The 26589-nt window shown below is 40.1% G+C and carries 21 protein-coding genes; 11 read left to right on the top strand and 10 right to left on the bottom strand.

The genetic code is table 11. The annotated features are described in order from the left end of the window. Nucleotides 1–357: 357 nt before the first annotated feature. Both RM368_RS31795 and RM368_RS31800 read left to right on the top strand, forming a co-directional pair. Complete coding sequence (locus tag RM368_RS31795; protein ID WP_322697746.1) at nucleotides 358–1014, top strand: DUF2301 domain-containing membrane protein; 657 nt, start codon at nucleotides 358–360, stop codon at nucleotides 1012–1014. Next, the gene (locus tag RM368_RS31800; RefSeq protein WP_322697747.1) at nucleotides 1014–1703 is read left to right on the top strand and encodes an ElyC/SanA/YdcF family protein; all 690 of its coding nucleotides are present in this window, start codon (nucleotides 1014–1016) and stop codon (nucleotides 1701–1703) included. Before RM368_RS31795 ends, RM368_RS31800 begins: the two co-directional genes overlap by 1 nt. Nucleotides 1704–1944: 241 nt before the next feature. Here RM368_RS31800 and RM368_RS31805 read toward each other — a convergent pair whose 3' ends face one another. Continuing rightward, nucleotides 1945–3081, bottom strand: coding sequence for an alpha/beta hydrolase (locus RM368_RS31805; protein ID WP_322697748.1), 1137 nt, complete (start codon nucleotides 3079–3081; stop codon nucleotides 1945–1947). A 299-nt stretch (nucleotides 3082–3380) separates the two neighbouring features. On the opposite strand from RM368_RS31805, the gene dprA reads away from it, so the two are divergent. Next, complete coding sequence (gene dprA, locus RM368_RS31810; protein ID WP_322697774.1) at nucleotides 3381–4496, top strand: DNA-processing protein DprA; 1116 nt, start codon at nucleotides 3381–3383, stop codon at nucleotides 4494–4496. A gap of 388 nt (nucleotides 4497–4884) precedes the next feature. Here the strand turns inward: dprA and RM368_RS31815 are convergent, their stop codons facing one another. The 3 genes from RM368_RS31815 to RM368_RS31825 form a co-directional block, all read right to left on the bottom strand. Then, nucleotides 4885–5898: a DnaJ C-terminal domain-containing protein gene (locus RM368_RS31815; RefSeq protein WP_322697749.1), complete on the bottom strand. Its 1014-nt coding sequence runs from the start codon at nucleotides 5896–5898 to the stop codon at nucleotides 4885–4887. 123 nt (nucleotides 5899–6021) lie between these two features. Next, nucleotides 6022–6531 carry an AAA family ATPase gene (locus RM368_RS31820; protein WP_322697750.1) on the bottom strand — a complete coding sequence of 170 codons (510 nt, stop codon included), beginning with the start codon at nucleotides 6529–6531 and terminating at the stop codon, nucleotides 6022–6024. 160 nt (nucleotides 6532–6691) lie between these two features. Beyond that, the gene (locus RM368_RS31825; RefSeq protein ID WP_322697751.1) at nucleotides 6692–7981 is read right to left on the bottom strand and encodes a glucose-1-phosphate adenylyltransferase; all 1290 of its coding nucleotides are present in this window, start codon (nucleotides 7979–7981) and stop codon (nucleotides 6692–6694) included. 403 nt (nucleotides 7982–8384) lie between these two features. Here RM368_RS31825 and RM368_RS31830 point away from each other — a divergent pair, with 403 nt between their 5' ends. Beyond that, nucleotides 8385–9587 (top strand): C1 family peptidase, encoded by a 1203-nt coding sequence (locus RM368_RS31830; protein WP_322697752.1) that lies wholly within the window; start codon nucleotides 8385–8387, stop codon nucleotides 9585–9587. 26 nt (nucleotides 9588–9613) lie between these two features. Here the strand turns inward: RM368_RS31830 and RM368_RS31835 are convergent, their stop codons facing one another. Beyond that, nucleotides 9614–13165 (bottom strand): caspase family protein, encoded by a 3552-nt coding sequence (locus RM368_RS31835; protein WP_322697753.1) that lies wholly within the window; start codon nucleotides 13163–13165, stop codon nucleotides 9614–9616. Nucleotides 13166–13312: 147 nt separating this feature from the next. Between RM368_RS31835 and RM368_RS31840 the strand changes: the two genes are divergently transcribed. Beyond that, entirely contained in the window at nucleotides 13313–13684 is a 372-nt protein-coding gene (locus RM368_RS31840) for a CU044_2847 family protein (RefSeq protein WP_322697754.1), read from the top strand. 39 nt (nucleotides 13685–13723) lie between these two features. On the opposite strand, the gene RM368_RS31845 is transcribed toward RM368_RS31840, so the two are convergent. Then, nucleotides 13724–14023 carry a hypothetical protein gene (locus RM368_RS31845; RefSeq protein ID WP_322697755.1) on the bottom strand — a complete coding sequence of 100 codons (300 nt, stop codon included), beginning with the start codon at nucleotides 14021–14023 and terminating at the stop codon, nucleotides 13724–13726. Between the two features lie 114 nt (nucleotides 14024–14137). Further along, the gene (locus RM368_RS31850) at nucleotides 14138–15865 is read right to left on the bottom strand and encodes a S8 family peptidase (protein WP_322697756.1); all 1728 of its coding nucleotides are present in this window, start codon (nucleotides 15863–15865) and stop codon (nucleotides 14138–14140) included. A gap of 640 nt (nucleotides 15866–16505) precedes the next feature. Between RM368_RS31850 and RM368_RS31855 the strand changes: the two genes are divergently transcribed. Continuing rightward, nucleotides 16506–17972, top strand: a complete 1467-nt coding sequence (locus RM368_RS31855) for a glycoside hydrolase family 13 protein (RefSeq protein WP_322697757.1) — start codon at nucleotides 16506–16508, stop codon at nucleotides 17970–17972. Between the two features lie 146 nt (nucleotides 17973–18118). Here RM368_RS31855 and RM368_RS31860 read toward each other — a convergent pair whose 3' ends face one another. Beyond that, the gene (locus RM368_RS31860; protein WP_322697758.1) at nucleotides 18119–18538 is read right to left on the bottom strand and encodes a fasciclin domain-containing protein; all 420 of its coding nucleotides are present in this window, start codon (nucleotides 18536–18538) and stop codon (nucleotides 18119–18121) included. Nucleotides 18539–18687: 149 nt separating this feature from the next. Here RM368_RS31860 and RM368_RS31865 point away from each other — a divergent pair, with 149 nt between their 5' ends. Both RM368_RS31865 and RM368_RS31870 read left to right on the top strand, forming a co-directional pair. After that, nucleotides 18688–18924, top strand: a complete 237-nt coding sequence (locus RM368_RS31865; protein WP_322697759.1) for a DNA-directed RNA polymerase subunit omega — start codon at nucleotides 18688–18690, stop codon at nucleotides 18922–18924. 105 nt (nucleotides 18925–19029) lie between these two features. Further along, nucleotides 19030–19677 (top strand): hypothetical protein, encoded by a 648-nt coding sequence (locus tag RM368_RS31870; protein WP_322697760.1) that lies wholly within the window; start codon nucleotides 19030–19032, stop codon nucleotides 19675–19677. 430 nt (nucleotides 19678–20107) lie between these two features. Here RM368_RS31870 and RM368_RS31875 read toward each other — a convergent pair whose 3' ends face one another. Further along, nucleotides 20108–20428, bottom strand: a complete 321-nt coding sequence (locus tag RM368_RS31875; RefSeq protein WP_322697761.1) for a TMEM14 family protein — start codon at nucleotides 20426–20428, stop codon at nucleotides 20108–20110. Nucleotides 20429–20516: 88 nt separating this feature from the next. Between RM368_RS31875 and RM368_RS31880 the strand changes: the two genes are divergently transcribed. The 3 genes from RM368_RS31880 to RM368_RS31890 all read left to right on the top strand — a co-directional run bounded on the left by RM368_RS31880 (nucleotide 20517) and on the right by RM368_RS31890 (nucleotide 24947). Continuing rightward, complete coding sequence (locus RM368_RS31880; RefSeq protein ID WP_322697762.1) at nucleotides 20517–21890, top strand: ATP-binding protein; 1374 nt, start codon at nucleotides 20517–20519, stop codon at nucleotides 21888–21890. Between the two features lie 296 nt (nucleotides 21891–22186). Further along, entirely contained in the window at nucleotides 22187–23524 is a 1338-nt protein-coding gene (locus tag RM368_RS31885; protein ID WP_322697763.1) for a tellurite resistance TerB C-terminal domain-containing protein, read from the top strand. 94 nt (nucleotides 23525–23618) lie between these two features. After that, nucleotides 23619–24947: an ATP-binding protein gene (locus RM368_RS31890; RefSeq protein ID WP_322697764.1), complete on the top strand. Its 1329-nt coding sequence runs from the start codon at nucleotides 23619–23621 to the stop codon at nucleotides 24945–24947. A gap of 51 nt (nucleotides 24948–24998) precedes the next feature. On the opposite strand, the gene RM368_RS31895 is transcribed toward RM368_RS31890, so the two are convergent. Further along, nucleotides 24999–26387 (bottom strand): serine/threonine-protein kinase, encoded by a 1389-nt coding sequence (locus tag RM368_RS31895; protein ID WP_322697765.1) that lies wholly within the window; start codon nucleotides 26385–26387, stop codon nucleotides 24999–25001. Between the last annotated feature and the right edge of the window lie 202 nt (nucleotides 26388–26589).

A 26589-nucleotide genomic window follows, 5' to 3' on the forward strand; every position in this document is an offset into this window, starting at 1 on the left:
AAGACTTACCTGCACTACCTCCTGCTGTTTTTTAATTTGTCGAACTCACGTTAAAGTTAAGACAGTGAAAAATCACCAGGCTGCAAAGTGCCTGTTGGTAATTTGTGGTCAAGTCAAAAAAAGGGGAAAATTCTAGATATAAAAAGGAGCATGGGCAACTACACACCACTTAAAAATAAGCATTTTCATTCACCGTAGGCAGTGCCGATTCGACAAAAATTTCCAGAAAGCAACTGCTCAAAGATGTAAGTTTAAAAATGGTGACATGAAGTTGCCTTATTGCTCATAATAATAAAAGTAACCCTTGAGCAATTTCCTGTTGTACTCTACTAGAGAATCATAATTATATTCTTAGCTATGACTACACAAACACTCGCTGCACCAGAAGTTTATCAAGGTCAGTTTGGGGAATTTACAATTACTCAAAGCGATCGCACTGGCGTAATTATCTATCGCGCTGGGTTAATGGTAGCAGCATTGAGCTTTGCCATCGGCAGCGCCTTGATTTTACTCAACAATAACCCAATTGTTGTAACTTTACTGACACCTCTATATGCTTGTTTTAGTCTGGCTCTTGGTGTAAGTTTATTTACCATTCATATCTACATGGCATCACTGCACCGAGCATTGCAAGTTTTTTGGGCGATTGGTAGTATCGCATCAGTGATTCTGGCGATCGCTAGTAGTGAACCTTTAGCTCTTGCTGTTTACAATCAGCCAATTACCTTATTTGGAGTTGGTTTTATTTTCGTCGCTTTGACAGGTATTTATTTTAAAGAGGCTTTTTGCTTCAATCGCCTGGAAACCAAAGTATTAACCCCAATTGTACCACTACTGTTGTTAGGACATTTGGTGGGAATTTTACCAACTCAGGGAGAAAGCATTTTATTAGGAACTTGGGCGATATTATTTTTAGTGTTTGCCCTGCGAAAGACAGTCCAAGCAATTCCTGCTGATATTGGAGATAAGTCTGTGTTTACCTACTTGAAAGAACAACGTTTAGCTAAGGGTTAATGCGGATAAAAAATCGTCGGTGTCAAAAATTTCCTAAAATCAAATTAATTAAACGCCAAGAAATGTGGACACTTACGGCTCAAGGGTGGGCGATTGCGATCGCTTTGATTGTTTATTTAATATTTTTCATTTTTACTCATGTACACTCATTTCTTGCGGTAACTTCCCCGATCCAATCAGCAGAAGTATTAGTTGTTGAAGGATGGCTACCAGATTACGCTATAGAAGAAGCTTTGATTGAATTTCAAAACGGTTCTTATCATCAAATAATTACTACCGGAGGTACATTAGGAAAAGGAAGTTATCTTACCGGATACAAGAACTTTGCAGACGTGTCGGCTGACACTTTCATAAAACTCGGTTTAGAAGCAGAAAAAGTAGTAGCCGTTCCGACACCTTTTGTGGTTAAAGATCGTAGTTATGCATCTGCTGCTGAATTTGAGCGTTGGCTATCCAATTCAAATTTAAAGATAGAATCGATTAATCTTTTTTCTTTAGACGTTCATGCCCGTAGGAGTTGGTTTCTTTTTAAAAAAATACTTACCCCTCAAATTAATGTTGGTGTGATTGCTGCGACAACACAAGATTATAATCCAAACAAATGGTGGAATTCTAGCGAAGGTGTGCGGACGGTTCTTGATGAAGGTATAGCTTATCTTTATGCACGGTTTTTGAATTGGAAAGCCTAATAGTTGTAATTCGTAATTCGTAATTCGTAATTTTCCGACTTATTTAATAAATCGGGGAGCTATCTAGTGAGCATTTTATATTTAATTAACGTGAGTTCGACAAGCCCTTTTTTGACCTCTCCCCCAACCCCTCTCCGACGCGGAGAGGGGAGCCAAAACCCTAATTTCTCGTTGCTCCTCCCTTTCCTTGTGGGAGAGGGGTGGGGTGAGGGTTCATCGAACTCACGTTAATTAGGTTGACCTACTTACCCAGGATTTGTAATAATGCTTGCCGATAAATTTTCAAACCCTCTGCATTCAGATGGTCGCCATCACTGGTTAAATTTTCTTTAAGAACATTATTTTCATATAATGGTGCTAGTCCGGCTGCGGCAACTGGTACTTTTTCTGTTTCAGCCACTTGATTAATCAAAACATTAATTTGTTCAACTCTCTTCAGTGGGGCTGCTACAGTTGGATCTGAGCTTGCTGCTACTGTCGAATAAAAAGCCGGAATTAGAAAAATCTCTTTAGTTCCCATTGTGCGCAGAAGTGCGATCGCCTCTTGGAGATTTTTGCTAAATAATTCATCACTAATTTTATACAAAGCATCATTTCCACCTACGGCAATAATGGCTTTTTCGCATTTCACCTTGGTAGGAATTAAACTTTTCAGTTGTTCTAGTAATGAGATTGTACTCAGACCATTTAACCCAAAATTAAAAGTACCACTTCCAAGGGTATTGCCAAGTCCAGCCGAAATAGAATCGCCAAATAAGCAACCTGAGAACTGTTTATCCTGGGCGGCGAGTGTTTGATATTGTAGGGCAACTCTCCCTAAAGGTGAAGAACTTACGTCATCTTTCGGCGGCGCATCAGCAGAACTAGCAGAGGAATTTGCCATACCGACTAGCTTCTGAATTTTTGACACATCAATAACTAGTCGATCGCTGGGATAAGCTTCTAGAAAGGTGGTTATTCCTAGACCTTCCGGTGATTTTGCTCCGACGATCAGGGCAGATCGTAGTGCTTGTATACTAGCTCGATCGCGACGAGCGATCGCACCGGATGCAAAAGATAAAATTTGCTTGCCCATTCCTGTGTTTACCAGCTTATCTAAAGCCACAATATCAAGCGACATTTTCACTTGAAGGGCTTCTTGAAATTTCTGTTTCTCTTCAGCGCTGAGGTAATCTAGAAAAGATTTCAGATCGGCAGAAACCTTTTGTGTCTCGTCATAGTTGCGTATATCTGCCACTGGGATCGATTGCTCAAACAATCCGTATCTGACGGTAACTTTTTCGGCTGCCAAACTAGGTAATAAACCAAGGCCACTATGTACCAGTAAAAATATTAAGCACCCAGATAGGCTTATTAGAACACGATAGAAATATTTCATCACAGAAGATAAGAAGATAGATAGTCAATAGTTAATAGTCAAGAGTCAAGAGTCAAAAGTCAAGGGGAATTGGAAATTGGGCATTGGGCATTGGGCATTGGGCATTGGAAATTGGGCATTGGGCATTGGGAAAGAGGAGGCAGAAGGCAGCTATGCTGGAGGCAGAAGTTCTAAAATGTTTGAATTTTGAATTTTGAATTTTGAATTTTGAATTGATTTCTCCCCCTGCCCCCTCATCTCCACATCAACAGCCAACCCTAATTTGGGAATACTCAATCCAGTGGCGTGAGGATAGAACGGTGGTAGAAGAAGGCGCATATTGGCTAGCTTGGGCGCAAATTTCCGGAATTGGGCCAGTATTACTGCGACGGCTACAACAGCATTTTGGCACGCTGGCAACAGCTTGGAACGCTACTAAGGTACAGTTAGGAGAAGTAGAAGGTTTTGGTTTTCAGACACTAGAAAAAGTAGTACAACAGCGATCGCGTTTGCACCCAGAACAACTATTCACCAAGCACCAGCAGGAAAACTCTCATTTCTGGACACCAGCAAATCCAGATTATCCCCGTTTACTGCTAGAAACTCCAAGTCCACCACCAATTTTGTACTATCGCGGTGAAGTCGAACTCCAAGAAAATCTCGGACAAAAACCAATGGTTGGGATTGTCGGAACGCGCCAACCCTCAGAATATGGTATCCGTTGGACTCGCCAAATTAGTACAGCTTTGGCTAAAAATGGCTTTACAGTCGTTTCTGGTATGGCAGAGGGAATTGACACTGAAAGCCACATCGCCGCCATGAAAGCAGGTGGACGAACGATCGCAGTTTTGGGAACTGGTGTAGATGTCATCTATCCGCATAAAAATCGGGATTTGTACAAGCAAATTTTGACGGCTGGGCTAGTCGTAAGTGAGTACCCGACAAAAACTCCACCCGATCGGACTCATTTTCCCCGTCGCAACCGGATTATTGCAGGCTTAAGCCGTGCCATCTTAGTAATGGAAGCGCCTTTAAAATCTGGTGCCTTAATTACTGCTACCTACGCAAATGAATTTGGTAGAGATGTCTATGCATTACCTGGAAGACTTGACGATTATCCATCCCAAGGATGCTTAAAGTTACTGAGTCAGGGAGCTTCCTTCATTCTTAAAGAACTAGACGAACTGTTAACAATGCTAGGAGCAATACCACAAATTGATGCGATTGAGGCTTCTACAGCACCAGAACAGTTAATGCCAACTTTATCGCCAGAATTGCAAAAAGTAATAGATGCGATGGCAAGTGATGCTTTACCCTTCGATTTTATTGTCCAACAAACCGGTATGGCTGCTGGCTCAGTTTCCAGTGCTTTGTTACAATTGGAACTTATGGGTTTTATTTCGCAACTACCAGGTATGCGGTATCAAAAAAGTTAAGAATTAAAAGATAACAACATTATTTAGCTTTGTTTTTAGCAATTTAATCATCAGATTTCTGCCAATATAAGAATACAATTTTTATATAAAAACAAACTACTTAAAGTAAAGAATCAGCGGGCTTTTGAATACCAAGTAGAACTATTGTGCCTCGAAATCCAACTCCAAGGCTAATAGTTCAAATTCTCTTAACTGGACTAAACAACAATTTATCTCAAGTTCGGTTAAAACTCGCCCGAAAATAGATTCAAGTCCACTTAAGTGAACAGTAGCTCAAAGCCGCAGAACTTAAGTTCTAGACAGGATGTGGTTTAGCATAATACTTTGACTGTTACCAAAATGTGGGTAATGATGAGATTTTCAATTATGGGGATTCTCTTTTTGCTTGTTAAAGCCTGAATTGGTTCAAATGACTACGGGGATTATAAGTACGTATAGCCCGGATTTTTTCATAATATTCCCGCTCTTGTTGACTGAGGTCTTTTGGTGGAACGATCGCCACTTTCACCAACTGATCGCCGCGTCCACCTTTGGAGAGGGGCCAACCTTTGCCACGTAAACGTAGAGATTGACCAGAACGGACTCCTGCTGGTAGTTTGACATTAACTGAACCATCGGGAGTGGGTACATCAATAGACGCTCCCAGAGTCGCTTCATCTGGTGTGATTGGCACTTCGCATACCAAGTTATCGCCTTCCATTTGAAAGAAGGTGTGCGGCTGAAGTTCGACTTTTAAGTATAAATCTCCCCGTTGTTGAGTCATGGGGTTAATCTGACCTTTGCCCCGCACCCGCAGGCGAGTACCAGTTTTAGCCCCAGATGGGATGTTAACATCTATTGTTTCATTACCTAAACTGAAGCGCTTTTTCACACCATTAAATGCTTCAGCAAAAGTTAGAGCGATCGCAGCTTCGCTATCCTGCCCAGTACCCGCACCTCCATCTTGAAACCCAAAATCGTTAAAGCTGCTGCTAAAATTAGTTGAAGTACCCGGAGAAGTGCGGTAAGAGTAACTTCGTGAGTGACTTTGCCGCCCCGTACCACGAGGGGGAGAACCACCAAAGCGTCCTAGCAACTCATTAATGAACTCATCAAAATTGCCGTATTGACTAAAGTCAAAGTTACCCATATCGGGAGCAACACCACCAGATGGGAAACCTTCACCAGCTTGTTTCCAATATTGACCGAATTGGTCGTACTTTTTGCGTTTATCTGGATCTGATATAACTTCGTAGGCTTCGCTAACTTCTTTGAAGCGTGCTTCTGCCTGTTTGTTGTTTGGGTTGACATCAGGATGGTATTTGCGGGCTAGTTTACGAAAGGCTTGTTTAATTTCCTCTGAACTGGCAGTCTTACTGACTCCCAAAATAGCGTAATAGTCCTTGAAGTCGGTTGCAGCCATCTACCAGCCTCCTAATTAGAAATTCCCGTTATGTTTTTTTTGAAGATGAAAGATATTTAATTTGCCTGGTTATAGTGCCAAACAAAAAGAATCTGATTTCAAATTAACAAAAAATATAGAAAATCAAGTGTGGTTCTTGCTCACCAAGGAATCGCAATTCCCGTACTCCGATTTTTCTGATAAGCGGCTGAGGCTGTCTAGTCCTTCTTCACGGCTTGGGGGAGCATCCCGAAGTTGACGGTGCATCCGCAAAATAATTTCTTCAGGAACTTGGCGCGATCGCCTTTTATTCCGTGCCAAACACAGCCAAACGGGTGTATCCACCCAAATTCCTCTAATGTGGGTAAAGCCCTGGTTACGGGCGAAAGTAATCACTTCACGACGATGACGGCGCTGGGCATTGGTGGCATCAAAAATAGCTGTATTAGTTGTGGAAATAGCTTGCTGAAATTGCCGCTCAATTTCGCGCCAAATCAGTAGCCACGACCCTTGAACGGCTTGGGAACCGAACAATTGCCCCCGAATGGCATCGGTAGAAATTAGCGCCATTTGGGGGCATTCTGCCAATAATTGTTTTGCCAAAGTTGACTTACCGCTACCTGGAAGACCAATCAGCAAAATTAGTTTAGTCATTAGTCCTTTGTCCTTTGTCCTTTGTCTTTTGTCCTTTGTCCTTTGTCCTTTGTTGCTTGTAACTATTAACCAATGATTAATGACTAATGACTAATGACTAATGACTAATGACTAATGACTAATGACTAATGACTAATGACTAACGACTAATGACTAATGACTAAATGATGGTTCCATCAGGAATTACAGCATTTTTCAGTACGACAACGATGCCACTACGGATGTAGAAACCTTGACTTTCTCGGTCAGCTTCTTGCACGTTATCTTTATTGATGATTTTAACATCGTGGCCGATACTGGCGTTTTTATCAATAATCGCACCGCGAATAATCGAGTCAGTACCAATACCTACAGGAATTTCACCTTTTTCTAGGTTACATTGGCGTTCTACAAAAGGTTGATAAAAATCTGCACCCATGAGTAGGGACTCTTCGATCACACAACCAGATTCAATTCGCGATCGCACTCCCAACACTGAATGTTGAATGCGGCAATTTTTCAAAATGCAACCTTCGCCAATAATTGATTCTGTGATTTGGCATTCTAAAAGTTTACTTGGAGGTAAGTAACGAGCGCGGGTATAAATTGGTGCGTGTTCATCGTAGAAACTAAAGGGTGGCTGAGGCTGCTGAGTTAGGGCTAAATTTGCATGATAAAATGCTTCGATTGTTCCAATATCTTCCCAGTAGTCATCAAAAAGGTAAGCTTGAACGTTGTAATCTTTAGAGGCATCAGGAATAATTTCTTTGCCGAAATCAGTCCTTTCTGTACCTTCTCTCAACAACTTGAACAAAACCTCTTTTTTAAAGACATAAATCCCCATTGAGGCGATGTAAGGCTGTTGCTGGGCTTGTTCTTTCGATAATCCCAGTACACTTGTATCAACTTGCATTTGGTGTAACGCTTCACCTTTGGGTTTTTCGCTAAAATCGATGACTCTACCAGAATCATCAATTTTCATCAAGCCAAAATCTGAGGCGCGACGCTCATCAATGGGGATGACTGAGAGAGTAATATCAGCCCCCGTTTCCCGATGGCGCTGGATAAACTGGCGATAATCCATGCGGTAGAGGTGATCGCCTGAGAGGATTAGATATTCTTCTACATCCCATTCTTCCATTAACCATAGATACTGACGTACAGCATCGGCTGTACCTTGGAACCAGTTGGGGTTTTCTGGTGTTTGTTGTGCTGCTAGCACTTCCACAAAGCCTTCATTGAAGCCAGTAAAGTTATAGGTACGGGCGATGTGACGATTCAGGGAAGCTGAGTTGAATTGTGTCAGGACGTAGATTTTGAATATTTCGGAATTTATGCAGTTACTGACGGGGATATCGATTAAGCGATACTTCCCCGCCACTGGTACTGCTGGTTTAGCGCGGAGTTTGGTTAGTGGGTAAAGCCGAGTACCCGCGCCACCACCAAGAATGATTGATAATACTTTCTTCACAAAATTTCTCCTGACTGCCTTTCAACTCTCACTCTCAGTTTAGGACTGTCTGCCACCACAGGTAAGGGGGATCGTCTGATTCTTTGGGATGAATTTTACAGAATGGGGTTGGTGATGGATAGTGGGGCTGATAAGTCAATAAATAGAACATTTGTATTAATTTAGGTAAAAAGTATAGGAAGTTTCGACTATATCGCCCTTGCGTAGAATTTTATCTCTATGAGAAGCAGCTTGTAAGGGAAAGAAGTAAGTAGCCTGTGACAAACCTTGTTATAAAAATAAATCTAAAAAAGTTATGTATGTAATCCGTAAAACAATATTTTTAGAGTGTATTCATTTACAGTCAGCTAAAAGCTAGCTATTAAGCTAACTTCTTAAGATATTTAAAACAGGGTACAAACATATGCCGAACTTTAGAATGGGTTGGTTGCCAGATCGTCCAGATTTTAGAGACTATTCCCCAGAGAAGATCATCGAAGACTCTAAGAATAAAGAAAGAATCAGACTTAAAAAAGCAATTCTACTTGATCGCAGGTTACAAATAGAAGTTCAAGAGAACGGGAGAGAAGATAAAAAGCAAAGTAGCCTGCTCTTACCTTTGAAAGAACCAACAGACCAAAGTTCGGTAAGTTTGCAATATCCAATAAATATACGTTTACCTTCTGATGTCGATTTGCGAAATTGGTGTTCTCCAATTCAGGAGCAAGGAAACCTCAAGTCATGCACAGCAATAGCTGGTGTTGCATTGGTGGAATATTTTGAAAGGAAAGTAATGGGCGAATATATAGATGCTTCCAGCCTTTTTCTCTATAAAGTTGCACGCAAATTGATGCAATTAACTGGAGACACCGGAGTATCCACGCGCTTCACAATGAAAGCAATGGCACTTTTTGGCATACCTCCAGAGGAATATTGGCCTTATGAAATTGAGAATTTTGATGAAGAACCACCTGCTTTTTGCTATGCCTATGCCCAGAATTATCAAGCACTTCAGTATTTTAGGCTTGACTTACCTCAACTTTCAAAAGAACAAGCGTTAGTTAAAATTAAAGATTTTTTAGCTGCTGGCTTCCCTGCCATGTTTGGATTTACAACCTATAGTTCTCTTTTAAATAAGAAAACAGTAAAAACAGGAGAAATTCCTTATCCTACTATAGGCGAAAAGATACTGGGTGGTCATGCAGTTGTTGCGGTTGGTTATGACGACAATAAGTTAATTGACCATGCCAACTATAAGTCAATTAACGATTCTGACAAAAATTTTACAACTCAAGGAGCTTTGCTAATTAGAAATTGCTGGGGTGAAGATTGGGGTAAGGACGGTTATGGTTGGCTACCCTATGAGTATGTATTACAGGGGTTAGCTACTGATTGGTGGTCATTACTGAAGAATGAGTGGATTGATGAGAGGCAGTTTGGCTTGATAGCTAAGGATGGTGTTCTTCTCAACGGAAGTTCTGATAAAAAGAATCAAGAAAGTTCTGGTACAAAGAATCAAGGAGATCCCAATGAACATAATCAACCAAATGACAATCAAGTAATATCAAAAGTCAATCAAAGAATTGGCCAAAACTCAAGCAATAATAAGGGTCAAATTCACAACTAAAACAGCATTTTAAATAGTTAAATTGTTCACTTTTCCTTAAAAGAGCAGATATCAGATTGGTTGAATAACCAATCTGGTATATTTTTATTGGTTTGTAAATATTCTTCTAAAAATTTACACCCATACTTTAACAAGTTTTCCACTTCGGGGGTAACATTTTTTCTAAAACTGCTTTGCCACTTCCAGAGTCTTACAGTTCCATCGTTACTGGAAGAACCAATTATATTATTATCACGACTGAACTCTAGCCGATTAACTTGCTGAGTGTGTCCTTTTAGAGTTGCTATTAAAGAAATTTCTCCATTAATAGCTTTATCTACATCCCAAACTTTTACAGTTTCATCAACACCGCCAGAAGCGAGTATTTTACCATCAGGACTAAAATCTAAGCCGTATATTATACCTGCATGAGCATTATTGATTATTGCTATCGGTTTTTTCTCTTGATTTTTAGTATTCCAAATAAATATATTACCATGTTCATCGGCAGAAGCTAGTAAGTTTTTTATCTGTAAATTATATCTAACTATATACAAAGCTTTTTGACCATGTGTACCAATGTTTTCTGGGGGAGTATCATTTTTTTTCCAATCCCAAATTCTTACACTACCATCATCATCGACGTAAGCAATTTTTGAACTGTCATTAGGGTCAATGTCTAAACTGTTAACTCGATGTTGCATATTTACATTATATCCCTCCTTTTTAAGTACTTCTACGATATTTAATGTGTTAAGGGGTTGAGGTGGGTTCTTTTGAATATCAGTGTGCCAAACTTTTATGATTCCATTCCGATCGCCAGTAGCAATAATTTTATCATCTCGGCTAAAACTAACATCATAAACAGTATTATTATGACCTGTAAAAGTTTTTATTGGTTTATGTTCTTTCGCGTCTATATTCCAAAGCTTGAACGTTTTATCTTGACTTGTAGAGGCCAAAAATTTCCCATTATGGCTAAATCTTACACTCCAAACTCCACCATTATGTCCAGATAAATCGTATAAGAACTTGCCATTTTTATCCCAAATCTTGATTTGCTGGTTGTAACTAGAAGAGGCTATTTTACCGTCAGGACTAAAACTCACACCCCAAACCTTATCTGGATAACCGTATATATCTTTATGGCCTTCTAATCGATTATGCTCTTTCACAGTATAAATAATAGATTGCAGTTGCTTCAGTTGTTTTGCATCTACCTTTTTTAATCCCTGTAGTGCTTGTACACTTGCCATTAATGCTTCAAGTTGCTTATCGGCATCAAGTAATGTTTGAGACACTTTAATCCATGTATTTGCTTCTCCCATTTTGACTAATTCTGCATTATGCTTTTCGGATTTAACCCACAACCCTGCTGATGCAATTGATATAACTGCTAACACTGCAATCGCCTGGGTTCTTTGCCTTTCAGCTTTAACTTTGGCTTTTTGCTGTTTAACTTTTTCTTCTTCTGCCTTGGCTCTGGCTTCAGCCGCTTCTCGCAATTGGCGTTCTTGTTCTAATTGAGCTTGAATTTCTCTGTCGCGTCTCTCCAAACTTTTATGCAAAAATTCTGATTCTAATGGCGTAAGTCTTGGCTGAGTTTTATTCACCCACTCAGAAATTACAGCCAATTTTGCACCTACCAATAGTGCTTCATTTGATTTATTAAATCTTTGTAGCCATTCCTGGCAATCTTCCTCTAAAGAACGACTGAGACGAATATTCTCTAAATTTTCAGCAATCCAAGTATTTAATAATTTCCACTCTGATAAAAGTGCTTCATGAGCAACTTCTATTGTCTTTTCATCAGTGATAATTAAACGTTGTTGAGAACCTGTCAGTAATCCTACAACCCGTTGTAATTGTTGTGGAGAATCTGCAACTACTTCTAATCTCTCCCAGCTAGCACGCCGCCGCGTCACTTCTCCAGCTTCACCTAACTGCACTAATTCCATAAACAAGCAACGCGCAAAGGCTTGATCTATAGTTGTTAAACTTTGATACAAAATTGTCGCTCGTTTGTCTAAAGCTCCTTTGACCCCATCAATTTCCTCATAGCCTTCATGAGTTAAAAGTGGTTTTGGCGATTCAGGTTCTTCAATGCAAACTCGCCACAACTCTTTAAGCGCATATTGCAGTATGGGTAATGCACCCGGACGGTTGATTACATCAGCAGAAATTTGCGAAACTAAACCATGCTCGAATGTTACACCATGCAATTTTGCAGGTTTTTCAATTGCTTCTTCTAACTCAGCAAAAGACATCGGTGTAACGATGAATGATGTGGGAGGAATGCTATTGATGAGAGTAATAATTTCTAAATAGTCAGCACAACGATTTAAGAAATCACCGCGAATTGTCAAAATTATCCGCGTTTCTGCCTCAGCCTTTTTTACTTCCTGTGCTACTAAGCGGATAAAAGCTTTGCGTTCCTCATCGTCTTGACAAAGGGTAAATACTTCTTCAAATTGATCGATAAACAATAGATGTGGCTGATTTTGCTGCTGTTGTTGAGTCAAAATATCAACAAGTTTACCTAAAGGGTGTTCTCCTGGTGTAAAAGATGCGATTTCCCATTGACTGCTTCCAGGGAGGCGATCGCCTTTTAGTTGTGGTAACAAACCTGCTTTTACTAAGGAAGATTTACCACTACCTGAATAGCCAATGACAGCTAAAAATCGACTCTCTGCTAAACGCAAAATTAGTGTGCGTACTGCTTCATCTCGTCCGCAAAAATATTGCGCTTGCTCTGATTCAAATGCATAAAGTCCCCGATAGGGATTTTCCTGGTTGAAAGCAATTTTTTCGCCTGTGGGAATATCTAATTGGGGATAAGTCACTAAAGTAATCGAACGTCCCCAACCCATGCGAATCGGCTCTTGTACAGAACCTTTAAGTTCGTTGCTGACAAAATCAAACAAGCGATCGCCACTTATTCGCCTACTATTACTACTTGCATTTTCTATTGCCAATCCCTTAACAACTGCACCTGTGAAAATACTATATTCTTCACTCTTAATTAGTCCGGCGCGCTCAAAGCCACGACAAGCTGTAATTAAGTAATAATCTTTTTGCGAACTGAAAGCGTTAAGAGTTCTTTCTATTAATTGTCTTTCTAAGAAATAGCCGCTATGACAGCAATCGAGTAGCATCACTAAACTACTCAATTGCGACTCTTGAATTAAATCGTTGAGGCTATCCAGAGGAATACCATATTTTTGCTCAACATTTTCGTTTTCTTTAAATTCAATCTGACAATCGGAACTTGCCAAATATCCCTTTTGTTGTCCCAAATTATCAGAAATAGTAAAACCGTGTCCGCTAAAATAAATCAGCGCTTCATTATTAGCAGCTTGCTCTAGTAAAAACGTTCTCAAATCTTGGCCAAGTTGAGCGCCAGTAACTTTTGACGCTGCTATTTCATAGCCGTTTTTATCTTTATTCCAGCGCTGAGGTAGTCTTTTTACAGACTGGAAATCACCATACAGCTCTAAGAGTTGTGCTATAGCCTCAGCATCATTTGTAGTCTTCGACAAACGCGGTAATGATGGGCTGAGATACTCGGCGATACCAATAACAAGCGCGTATCGTGCCATTTAACACACCTTGGGTTGGTAAATGCGGGATAATCTTGACAGACACAATCAATGGCTGTGTTACTAGAAACAATACCATCTGTTATTTTTCTGCAAGCAAGCTGAAATTTATTCAGATACGTTACAAAACTTTAATTGAGGTAGCTTATGTCAGAAGTACAGCAACTATTTTTCCAAGCAGATGGAGAGATTGAGCAGATTGAGATTAACGTCACAGCCACCGAAATAAGTTCGGAAATTGAGGAGGACGACGATGGCATAGAATACAAGGATGTCCGAACAGATGCGATCGCTCGGATGCAACAAGCTCGGCAAATGATTCGCTCTTATACTATCTATGCTCTGAGTGCTTTTAAAGACTTTAATACTGCGGATATTGAGGAGGTAAGTCTTAAATTTGGCATTAAGCTGGGTGGGAAGGCTGGCATTCCTTACATTACAGAAGGCTCTGCTGAAAGTAATCTGGAAATTCAAGTGAAGTGTAAGTTTCCAGAAAAACCAAAACCTGATTCACAGTAACATCAAAAAATTATCTGTACAAAAGGTAGGCAATACCCATTAAACGCCCAACTTGCCTATATTTATTCTCCTATTAACCAAACCTAATTGCTGCGATCGCTTCAAATACTTCACCCAAGGTTGCTCTGATAACTGGGAAATGGCATTTGGTGAAAGTGTTGCTGTAAAAATATCTTTGCCACTGCTAACACCACTAACGCCTAAATTTTTTAAAACAGCAGTTGCAGCCGAGTTTAAAATTGGTTCAGTATGGATAAAAACTGCCAAACTAGTTTCTTCTGAATCTTTAATATCATTTAGTGCTATCGCAAGAGCGGCATCTAGTTTCTGATAATTCACCAGCAACTCCTTGGTAAACAGGGTAGGCAATAATTGTCTACCCTAACTTATCAAATTTATAGGTTGTTGTTACCTACCCTTGTACAGAAATAATATCCATCATTTTCAGTCTAATTACAGATTCAAAGCGTTAATTACTCCATAACCCCATTTATCATCAAATGTGCCTGCGGGTTTGCCGGGAATTGCACTATTTTTACGTAGCAAGTCTTTGACAGCAGCCGGATCGAGTTTGGGATCTCGCTGCAACAGCAGTGCTACTAACCCACTTACAAACGGTGTCGCCATACTGGTACCAGCCTGCACCACAAACTTGGAATTAATCATCGATGAGCGGTCAAAATTAGCATCAGCAGAAAGCGTGGAAACAATCATCGCTCCTGGTGCTGCTACATCCGGCTTCTGCCCATCATTGCGTAGAGGCCCTTCACTACTAAATTCCGAAATAGTATCCAATTCTAAGCCTATTTCTCGCACTTGGCCATCAATATCTGTGTACTTGGTTTTAGTAGTATAGGCGGCAACTGTAATTGCACTGCTGGCGGCTCCCGGCGAACCAATTTTTAAGGCATCTTTCACACTTTTACCTGTAAAAAATACTGACGAAGTATCATCTAGTGTCCACACATTTAAACATGTGTCAGTTGAAGAAGTGTTGCGGACTCGCAACTGCCAAATACCTCCCATGACTGGCGAGGGGTCAATACCGCGTATTTGCACAAAGAAATTATGGTCGCCGTTGGCTTGGTCTGGTGCTGGTGTCGCTAATTGCACCCGTGCATCTGGTAATTGATAATCTTGGGCGGCATTACCTTCAGTGATGATTTTTTGGAAGGGAGTAACAAAACCGTTCGGACTCCGCACAGATACTTCTAATTCGCTGTCTTTGGCATACCAAGCGTTTAACCAAACGATGCCTACTTGATTCAAAGGAACATTGAAGCGCATACCACGAGTGCGTCCACTGGGTATTGTCGCTTGTCCATGAATGTTATCGTTTCCTTCGTTACCCGCAGCACAGCAAACAATTCTTCCAGGGCCAGTTTCGGCATCAATAACTTTGGATAAGGAATCGCTACCATCATGAGCATCAGCGTGTCCGCCCAAGCTGAGATTCACCACTGCTGGGCGTCCCAACTCTCTAGCAACTCGAAAAATGTAACGCACACCATCTGCAATGTGGGCATCTTGTAAATCTGACCTGACAACAACTAATTCCGCTTCTGGTGCGACACCGCTATAACAAGCATCGGCACCAGCGGCAATGCCAGCGACGTGAGTACCATGACCGCCAGTATCCTGAGAAACCGTCAGTTGCGCTCCGCTAAATTCAGCTCCATAGCCGCCCTCTGTGACTCCTGGCCCTGGCAGTGTTTGATCCCAAATGTGTAAAATTCGTCCAGCAAAAGCGGGGTGTTTCGGATCGATGCCACTGTCTATAATGCCGATGATTACTCCTTTACCAGTCAGTCCGGTTTGATTCTTAAATTCCGGTAGTTTGACTGTTCCCATTGCAGTGTCCATCCTCAAATGAAGTTTGCGTGATGGCTTAATCCGCACAATCACATCTTCTTCAGATAAGACATCTAAACTATCTATGGGTAAAAAAGCTGTCCGCACACTCCCGGAGTTTTGATTAACTTCAATATTATATTGTGATAAATAACTTAAGTCTGCATCAGGGTCGCAGTAGATAAAAACGACGCTCTTAGTGGGCTTAACCGGGCTTTTGTGGGCAATGATGCCAAGCGATCGCTTGTGTGTAACTAAAGCTCGATCTCCTTCATTTTGATAGTCTTGATATGCCAAAAGTAGTCCAGGAGAAAGTTTTTCGTGTCTCATTTTTACCTTAAATTAAATTGAGTTGCCGTCAACAAAGTAGTGGTTATAGCAGGATCAGTCGCTCTCGGATTAACACAGTCTATGTAGTTTTTTTGCTTTGATTATTTGATGCGACTATAGTTATCTATTTATTTTATAGATAACATCAAATAAGCTTAGGAGGTAAGAGTTATTCTTAAGACAATTGCTAATTCTTAACTCATATTCTGGAATTGCGTATCCCTCATAGTGATTTTCTGTGGTTCCTGAGACATCTTCGCTCGGTTGCATTTAATAATTCCCAAAATCTGAGGTAACAGTAATTTTTATGAAACTATTAAACTAATCCATCATCTGCCTAAATCATTACGGACAAAGTGAAGAAAATAAAATTAAGAAGAATTAAGTAATAAATAAATTTATTAAAGAAGATTTAAGGCTCAGAATGCAATCAGTGAGGAGTCTGTGTATATGAACTGTTAAAAACTAAAATAAATTGTAGTCAAAATAGTTAAGACTGATAACATTTGCGTATAAAACAGCATGAAAAAGGCTAAATCACTAATGAATACTGAGAAATCACAGATTCTCTATCATAAGTAAGAGCCATAAAGAAGCTAATATTTGCAACGATCGCTTCTGAACATACAAAGAGTTATTCATGCAAATTCAAACACCAGACTGGGTGAAGCACGCTGTTTTCTACCAAATTTTCCCAGATCGTTTTGCCAGAAGCAAACAGCCACGCAAACGGTTATTGCAAGAGGCCCGTTGGGAAGATTGGGATTCTATGCCAACCCTACAAGGCTATAAAGGCGGCGATTTATGGGGCATTATGGAGGGTTTAGATTACATTCAGAATTTGGGGATTAACGCGATTTATTTCACACCCATTTTTCAATCCGCCAGCAATCACCGCTATCATACCCACGATTATTACCAAGTTGACCCGATGTTAGGGGGCAACGAAGCTTTTAAAGAATTGCTCGATGCAGCCCATCAACGGAATATCAAAGTCGTTCTGGATGGGGTATTTAACCATTCTAGCCGGGGCTTTTTCTTTTTCCACGACGTTTTAGAGAATGGGCCCCATTCACCTTGGGTAAATTGGTTCAAAATTGAAGGCTGGCCCCTTTCATCATACAATGGGGAATTCCCTGCTAACTACGTGGGTTGGGCGGGAAATCGCGCCTTGCCAGAATTTAATCACGGTAATCCAGAAGTACGAGAATACATTATGGAAATTGCCGAATATTGGATTAAATTCGGCATTGATGGTTGGCGATTGGATGTACCATTTGAAATTAAAACTCCTGGTTTTTGGCAGGAATTTCGCGATCGCGTCAAAGCCATCAATCCCGAAGCTTATATTGTGGGCGAAGTCTGGGGAGATTCCCGCGAGTGGTTGGATGGAACGCAATTTGACGGCGTGATGAATTATCTATTTGCTGGGCCAACAATTGCCTTTGCAGCAGGCGATCGCGTAGTCTTAGAACAAGTCCAAAGCCGCGACTATCAACCCTACCCACCCTTATTTGCTGCCGAGTACGCCACCAAAATCCAAGAAGTACTGCAACTTTACCCTTGGGAAATTCAGCTAACTCAACTCAATTTGCTTGCAAGTCACGATACAGCCCGATTGATGACTATTGCAGGCGGCGATATCGCCAGTATAGAATTGTCAACTCTACTGTTACTCACCTTTCCCGGCGCCCCCAGCATCTACTACGGTGATGAAGTTGGTTTACCTGGTGCAATAGACCCCGACTCACGCCGTGGTTTTCCTTTAGAGAGTAACTGGAATCAAGAAATTTTCAATACTCACCGCCAGTTAATTGCCCTCCGCCACACTTACCCAGCCTTGCGTACAGGTGATTATCAAGTTCTTTTTGCTCAAGGAGAACTTTATATCTTTGCGCGAACTTTGGGGACAGAAGAATTAATAATTGCCATCAACGCTGGCACAAGTTCGGCAGCAGCGAATGCAGATGTCGCTACTTTGCGTACTCAACCCAACAAGCTTTTATATGGCACTGCTGAAGTTGAGTGGAATAGTAAAGGAGAAACTCAGCAGTTGTCATTGACTGTTCCTGCACGCAGTGGCTGCATTCTGGGGACTGGGGATTAGGTATTGGGGACTGGGGGACAAGGAGCAGGGGAGCAGGGGGAGAAATCAATTCAAAATTCAAAATTCAAAATTCAAACATTTTAGAACTTCTGCCTCCTGCCTCCTGCCTTCTGCGTCCTCTTTCCCAATGCCCCACATCCCATAAATTACTTCCCCGCCACCATTGCAGGCATCAACACCGCATCAATGATATGGATCACGCCATTGTCTGTTAAGATATCTGTTTTTATGACATTGGCGTTATTTACCTTAAATTTACCGTCGGCAGATTCAATGGCGACAATTGACCCTTCAAGCGTCTCTGCCTCGTTAATCTGTACCAAATCATCAGACCTGACATCCCCACTAGCGATATGATACGCCACAATTTTCTGAAGCTTGGGGATATCTTGTAGTAGCGAGTCTAAAGTTCCCTCTGGCAGATTAGCAAAAGCTTCGTCAGTCGGTGCAAAGAGCGTGAAAGAACCAGGGCTTTTCAAAGTTTCGATGAAATTTACAGCTTTAGCAGCCTTTATTAGGGTATTGAAATTACCCGCTGCGATCGCAGTTTCCACAAGGTCAGCCATGAGGTGCGTTATTTAATACTATAAGTTACTTATAAAGTGACTAAAATATCTTAGCCTCTATCAATAGAGAGGTTGCTGGCGATTTAACAGACGGCAGTAGACTGATTTAGTACTGTTACACTGGAGAATGACCCCAAGAACCACTGATTATGCTAAAGCGTTCTAAGTTCGAGACAACTCAATCTCAGATTATGCACCGTGCTGAGGATTTGATTAGTGCAGCCTCAAATCGATACCGCATTACGGTTCAGGTAGCAAATCGTGCTAAACGTCGGCGTTACGAAGACTTTGAAACTAACGAAGATGCAATGATGAAGCCGGTGCTAAGGGCAATTATCGAAATGTCCGATGAATTGACTCAACCAGAAATTATCGGCGAACTATAAGATTGAGTGCTGAGTGCTGAGTACTGAATTTGCCTGATTCAGAATTCAGAATTCTGAATCAGGCAAATTCATCTTTCCACTCAGCAACGCCCAAAATATTGTTTTATGAAAAAGAAAAAATTTCTATTTAAATCAATTTTCTCAAAACTCACAACTCAGTACAAGCGAAACGCCCCGCTACCGCTAACACCACTACTGCTTACCTTAATACTAGTGAGTGTAATTGTTTTAAGTTCAGGAGCGGATAAATCAATACATAGAAATTTATTTAGTATCCAACCTGCTTCTGCACAGAGAATCACGCCTAGCGATGTTTGGCAGCTGGTGTATCAACAATTGCCAGATTTTCCACGGGAAAATAAGTATATCAGTAAAGAAAATGGGAAAGTTGCCGAAAACAACACCTTAGCAAATCGCCTAATTAGATATCACATTTATACCAAAGGGCGGGCCCCTATTTATCGCTTAGATTGGAAGCTGACTTTAGCTGATTACCTGGGTGTGAACGAAATTATGTATGATACTACCTATCCAGGAAATGATGCACTACGGGAAAATCCGATAGAAGGCGATCGCAAAGCTATCAAAAGTCTCACCCGCAGCCAACGAGATGCCCTAGTACAAGTCTTAGTCAATATATTTAATCCTGCTTCTCAAAATACCCTATCTCCTAATTCCAATACCGCACCCAGTCCGACTACATCAACTACCCCACAGCCACCACAACGAGGAGGTGCCGAACTACTAAAATGAGAAATTTTCCTTGTTTTGAAACAACTCGGTTTTGACTCAGCACTCAGCTATATTTGCCAACAATTTGACTCACCTTGATAAAGGTACTGTGCGTCTCTACCCGTTTACCTTATTTAACGTGAGTTTGATAAACCTCTCCCTGCCTTGAACTTAAGTTCAAGGCTGTCCCTCTCCGAGTCGAAGAGAAACGATTTTGCCAAGTAAAATCAGGGAGAGGTCTTTTCGATTGAGCGAATTTTGCGGACACTATATAAGCCGTCGAATTCACGTTTATTTAGACAGAAATCGCTATAACTCATTAAGAATGCTAGAAGTTGTTAGGCAAAGGTAACAAATTACAGTAATATAAATGTACTAATATAATTCAAAGCAGAGAAACTCATGCTACACCAAAAAAAACAGGAGGGTGGTTATTGCTGAGAGACTAATGCTACCTTAAAGCCACAAATTGATTCACCATCACCGCCAATGCCAACATACCCAAAATTGTCATTAATCCCGCAGGCATAAACTTGCGTGTTTTTGCCAATCTCAATGCAAAGAAAACTACTAAAACAACAGTAACTAACACTGCTAAAATCGCACCCCAAGTTTGTCCTTGGAGTTGAAAGTAAGCGGCAAGTATTAGTAATAAACCGCTAATGCTACCACTTAAGAGTGAAACCTTACTTGTAGCTTGAATGTAGCCAATAACCCCACCAACAATCGCTAATATACCGTAGGCAAAAGCAGCAATTATACTTAAATTCATTGTTAAAACCTATGTAGACTTTGACTTTACTGCCAGGGTCAGCAGACAATTTACCATAGCTATTTAGCTATACCACACAGTTGATTTGATGGATAATCAAGCGATGCCAATGGCAAATACTTCTTCATATACAAAGATTCAATATCTCCAGCGCCAAGCAGCCTCACTTTTACTGTACCAATCTGTTCTGCAAGGCGAAGTCGGCATAGCATTTCTGGAACTGTTGCAAGCTATACGTTACACCGACACTGATGCACGGGGTTGTCTCCAAGCTTACGGCAATTACTTTTACGCTTTAGCTGCTAGAAATCAAAACTGGGAAGACTATTTAATTACTCAAATTCTCTTTTGTGAGAATCCTTTTACAAGGCTGGCGGGAGTGCAAGAATTTGAAGATTTGCCCCCAGCTTTAATAACAGCAGTTCAGCATGATTTACAAGTATTGCAAAGCCTTTATGAGTGTAGCAGCGCTTCTTTGAGCGAGTGGGTACAAAACGTAGCTCACATGCCGATTTCACCAGTAGTGTGGTATAAAGAGCAAGAATTGCTAGGAGTAGAGACAAAATTCATTACATATTTACAAGAGTTAGATAATTGGGGTGATGCTGTAGAAGAGTTAGCAGCTTATTATCAGCAATGTGGCTCTGGTTTATTTGCAGAATATCGCGCTTTACGCTGGCAATCTGGGCAGTTTATCGGTATTAGATATTCTGACCCGGTTAAACTGAGTTCGCTTGTCGGTTACGAATCTCAAAAAGATGCTTTGCTGAAAAATACAGAGTTTTTATTATCAGGAGAGATGGCACTGCATGTATTACTTTACGGTAGTCGCGGTTCTGGCAAATCTTCTTTAGTGAAATCTTTGTTGAATGAATATAGCGATGCCTTCGGCAAGGGCAAAGCCCAACGCAGCCTCCGCTTGTTGGAAGTGGCAAAATCCGATTTAAAAGACCTACCAAAAATCGTGGAACATTTACGAGGTGTGTCACAAAAATTTATTATCTTTGTCGATGACCTTTCATTTGAAGAAGATGATGATGCCTTTAAAGCCCTCAAGGTAGTTTTAGAAGGTAATTTAACAGCACGGCCTCAAAATGTAGTTGTGTATGCTACTTCCAATCGCCGCCACTTGATTCGGGAGTTTTTTGTGGATAGACCTACCCCCAAGGATAACGAGGAAATCCATGCCTGGGATACGATGCAGGAGAAGCTTTCGTTTAGCGATCGCTTTGGTTTAACCTTAACTTTTGAACCAGCCAATCAGAAAACTTATTTAAAAATTGTACAACATCTCGCGGCACAAGCTGAAATTAATATTACCCAAGAAGATTTAGAATTTCAGGCATTACAATGGGCAACTCGTCATAATGGTCGTTCTGGACGTACAGCACGGCAGTTTGTTGATTTTTTAAAAGCAGATTTAACAATTTTTCATGCAAATAAAAATATATCCAACACTTAACATTAAAATTATTTCATTAATGATTGCGCTTTTTTGTAACTTCCAGAACAATGTTATGCAATATTAACTAAAATTAAAGATTTCATAACAATTACGATCCCAAATCTGGGAAAAATATCTTGAATAACAAACAGAACAATAAATTATAAACCACTTACATTAAGTATTTTATGTATATGTGTTGTTTAATTACGAATTACGCTAGTGTAGCGGTAGCAAGTCCACGTACTCTTTCAGAGAAGCAAGCTACGCTTTTAGCGTCTCGTAGAGAGCGTCATTACGAATTATAAATTACTATGAGAGCTACTTATTTAGATAATTTAACTACGCTAAAAACCAGCAATATGCAATCAGTAACGATCGGCAATAGATTTATACTAGTGATAGTTGCCTTTAGTGTGAGTTTTGGTCTTAGCCTTGTCCCAAGCTGGGATTTTAATAAAGCCTTTCTCACAGGTGTAATTACTGCCGTTACTATCCATACAACAGCATTATTCATAGACAAGCGGCGTAGAAATTATGAAATGTTTGTTTTAGGTTCGCTCCGCAAGCGAATTAAAGATATGGAGGAATTAAAGGCTCGTGTTGTCAGAGAAATCAATCAAATTGAAGAACATCATAATTCACTGTATGCTGAATCACAACAGTTGCAAAATCAAGTTATAGAAAGTCGTAGCCAAAGAGATAGTTTACATCGAGAATTAAGAACATTTGCCGGACAAAAGAAGCAATTAGAAACCGAAGTTACTAGCCTGCAAATGGAAATTAGTAATTTGCAGAACAATCAAACTGAATTGAATAATGCTTTTTCTATTCTCACCGCAGAGAAGCGCCGCTTAGAGTCAAATTGTAATGTATCTCGCGCTGAAATCGCTCAATTGCAAAGTCAAATTTCTGAGCTACAACACGAGAAACAAGAAATTGAAAGTAATTTAACTCTTTTAGGCAGACTCAAACCCCAATTAGAAGAAAAATTATACGAACTGCGAATTGCAATTCAAGAGCTAGAAGTTGAGACAACCCAAAATCATCAATTGCTGGTAGCAACCAAAACGGAAAGAGAAAATATCCAAGCTATTGTTAATTCTTCACAAACCCAACTGGCAGAACACAAAGCCGAATTACAGCAATTACAAGGCCAAGTTTCATTATTGCAAGAAGAACGAGACTCATTACAAAATCAAGTATGGGAATTACTACAACAAGTAGAAACATTCAATCTAGAGTCTTTATCTGATAATTCCCAAGAAGATGATATTGAGTTGTTTCCATTTTCCGAAATAATTGAATCTTCAGATGTAATTAAAAATTCGGAAGTTGAGACATTGGAAAATATCTCTGAAGAATGGACTAATTTTCTCGGAAATCTTCCAGGACATGAGTTACAAGTATTAAAAGCTATAGTCGAACAAGATAATCCCAATAGTGCTATTAAAAAAATTGCCGAAGCAAATATCACTATGCCAAATTTATTAATCGATTCTATAAATGAACGTGCAAATGATACTATTGGGGAATTAATAATCAATTCTTATTCCGAAAGTCCAAAAGTTTATCAGGAGCATATAACAGATGTCAAAAAAATGATTGCGATGTATGAAGGCCTCATGACCAGACATACTTCGTCAAATTAAATTGTTATTGCCGTCGTAAGATTTAGTAGTAAGATGATACCCCTTACCTACTTACCGCGTGCTTCTGCGTTTAGAATAAAGTGAAGTGTAATACATGGCAAAGCTCAAAATCTCAAAAAAAATCTCCACTGCTTTAATCAATTCCCTTGGTGCGGGGGTAGTACCAAGAGTGGGAGTTGAATATATCGCAGTAGGTCGAGAAAAAGAACTAACAAGCCTATTACAAAATCTCGATGATATTGCAGAAGGTGTCGCAGCATTTCGCTTCATAATTGGTAACTACGGTTCTGGGAAAAGTTTTTTATTACAACTAATTCGCAACCGCGCTATGGAGCAAGCTTTTGTAGTAGCTGATGCTGATTTATCTCCCGAACGGCGATTAGCTGGAAGTAACAATGAAGGTGTTGCTACCTATCGAGAATTAATGAGCCACCTAGCTACAAAAACTCGTCCTGATGGTGGTGCTTTAGTCTCGATTTTAGAAGGATGGATTAATAAAATTCAACAAGAAGTGGTTAAAGAAACTGAAATGCGTCCAAATGACGATGGTTTTGATGACCAAGTTGAAGCGAAAATTAGAGAAGTAGTTCAGTATATTGAAGATTTAGTTCACGGTTTCGATTTTGGTAGCGTGATTATCGCTTACTGGCGTGGCTATCGAATGGATGATGATAATTTAAAAAATGCAGCAATGCGTTGGTTGCGGGGAGAATTTACTACTAAGGTTGAGGCGAAGGCTGCTTTAGGAGTGCGCGTCATTATTGATGACGATAGTTGGTATGACTATATAAAACTGTTTGCGAAATTTGTGGCTGAAATTGGCTATAAAGGACTGTTAATTTTAGTTGATGAAGCTGTACATTTATATCAAATATCTACTACAGTCACGCGGGAAAAGAATTATAATCGACTCCTAGCAATGTTTAATGATACCATGCAATGTAAAGCAGAACATCTTGGCATTGTTGTTGGTGGAACAACTAAGTTTTTAGAAGACCCGAAACGGGGGCTTTTTGCAGACCAAGCTTGGCAAAGACGCACAAAAGAAAGCCGTTTTGTTGCCCAAGCTAATGTTCAGGAACATCTAGGGCCAGTGATTCGCCTAAATCCGTTGAGTGAAGGAGAAATATTGACGCTTCTGCAACGTTTAGCTGAGATTCATGCACTCAATTTTGGCTATGAACAGACTTTGACAAATCGTGAGTTGAAAGAGTTTGTGCAAGAAATTATTAATCGCTTGGGTGCAGAAGCATTACTGACACCAGGGGAAATTGTACGAGATTTTATGAGTGTGCTGAATATTCTTCACCAAAATTCAGGGATTGTGTTTGGTGAATTAATTCATGGCTCTAAGTTTAAACCTACTGCTATGGGTAAGGATGCAGATGTAGATGAGGATGGCGCAGCCGAATTTAGTTTGTGATTAATAATGAAGACACTGAACAATAAAAATAAGCAGATTACTCTACAAAGTTTACTTTTTTGTAATTGGTAAGCCTAGCCAATCGCTGAGTTCATGAGCTAGCCAGTCAAGTTCCAAAAGAGTTACAGTAAAAATATCGAGTTCACTACTGGAAATTACATATTTTTTTATACCTGCCCATATTGTAAAGTAATATCTATTGAAATCACTTTTGTTTATATCTAAACGCAGAATCTCGCCTCTAGAGCTTGGAAGCGGATTGTGACGCTCAAGCTTAAATATTTTATAAATCAAATAAATCTGCTGTCGATTTATGTAAAGTCGCTTTCGCCCAAATACACATATACAAATCAGAAAAAAGGCTACCGGGGAAATGACTAAAATACCTCTAAATAAACTACTCCCATCACCACTTAAAAGCGGAATACTCATCATAAAAAGTATAAAAAAGTAGAGAATTATAAATGTAAGTGTTTGAATAGATAATAATCCTGCTCCTGGAATGATAATATCTATAAAATTAGCATTCCTATTCAACAAAATTTTACTACCATGAGGTTTTTTAGGAATTGAATTAATTGCCGTGCCCCTAAGCTGACTGTGATTATCCTCTTCTCCTTTCTCCAAGCTTCGCATAGCATCTTCAGTGGAAGCCAAGCGTTTACTCATAATAGGTTCTGTGATGCGCCTTAACCAACCGCTAAAAGCAAGACTAATATTAGCAGCCTGTTCAAATTCAATTCGTAAGTCTGTTTGTGGTAAATCGCCTGGATGCTGACCTGTTACTAAATAAATTAAAGTTGCTCCCAAACTGTAAAGGTCAGAAGCACGAGTAGCTTTACCATTAAATTGCTCTGGTGGCATATAGCCGTAACTACCCACAACTGTCATAGTACTGCTTGTTCTGGCGATGGTTTGCACTGAACCAAAATCTACTAAGTAGACTTCACCCACACTATTACCAGAGCGATTTGTTAATAGAATATTGCTTGGCTTGATATCACGGTGAATCACGGGCGGTTGACGGCTATGCAGATATTTGAGAATTTCTAGAATAGCTTTTGCTAGTTCTTTGACTTCTTCTTCACTGAAACTACGCCCAGCTTTGAGTTGTGCTTCTAGAGATTGGGCTGGGATATAACTTTGTACGAGTGCAAATCCTCTACTATTGGGTGAATCTAGCTCAAAGTAGTCAAGGTAGCGAGGAATGGCTGGGTGAGCAAGTGCTTTGAGAGTTTCAGCTTCTCGCTCAAACAGTTTGAGGTCGTTCCATTCAAATTCATTACCAAAGGACAGTATTTTGACTACTACTAATTCTAGAGTTTGTAAGTCACGAACTAGCAGCGATCGCCGTCCCGCTTTTTTGCCTAACTCCTGTTGCACTTGATACCTTTCTAACAGGATTTCTTGGTGAGAATCTGGCAATTCTCGACTTGTCATTTGCTCGTGACTCCAAAGCTTTGTTGCTTTTATAGCTTTCCTGTTTGTTACTGCCCCACTGTAAGATTACTTAAGTTAGCAACAAGCATTAGGGAAAGTATTTTTCTAAAGTTCGACTTACTATAGCGATTACCAGTTACGTGAGGTACAGATAATATTTTGAAACGCAAAGGGACGCAAAGTAAAGCGCAGAGGTACGCAG

The organism is Nostoc sp. DedSLP03, assembly GCF_034530815.1.
In the GTDB taxonomy this organism is placed as follows: Bacteria; Cyanobacteriota; Cyanobacteriia; order Cyanobacteriales; family Nostocaceae; genus Nostoc.